Here is a 474-nt window from a genome sequence, read left to right on the forward strand (position 1 = left end):
AGGGGCGCGGACGCTGCCGGATCGGCCGGAGGGGTATCGGATCGCGTTCGAGTCGGTCAGCTATCGGCGGGCGGGCGCAGATCGCGATGCGGTGGAGGAGCTGAGCTTCGTCCTGGAGCCCGGGGAGCGCGTGGCGCTCGTCGGCCCGAGCGGCGCGGGCAAGAGCACGGTGCTGGAGCTGCTCCAGGGCTATATCCGGCCGACGGCGGGGCGCATCCTGATCGACGGCATCGACATGGCGGAGCTGTCGATGGCAGACTGGCGACGTCGGCTGTCGGCGCTGCCGCAGCGGGCCCATCTGTTCGCCGGGACGGTCGCCGACAACATCCGGCTCTCCGCCCCGGAGACGTCCGAGGCCGAAGTGGTGGAGGCAGCGCGGGCAGCGCAGGCGGATCGATTCATCCGTCTGCTCCCGCACGGCTACGAGACGGAGTTGGGCGAGGCGCTGCGACTCTCCGGCGGTCAGGCGCAGCG

General features: G+C 71.9%; 1 protein-coding gene. It reads left to right on the top strand.

Annotated elements, in window-relative coordinates:
• Nucleotides 1-474, top strand: a 474-nt coding sequence (locus PA598K_RS34455; protein ID WP_128661230.1) for an ATP-binding cassette domain-containing protein, incomplete at both ends; no start/stop codon positions are given.

Source organism: Paenibacillus sp. 598K (genome assembly GCF_003851045.1).
Lineage (GTDB): Bacteria > Bacillota > Bacilli > Paenibacillales > Paenibacillaceae > Paenibacillus_D.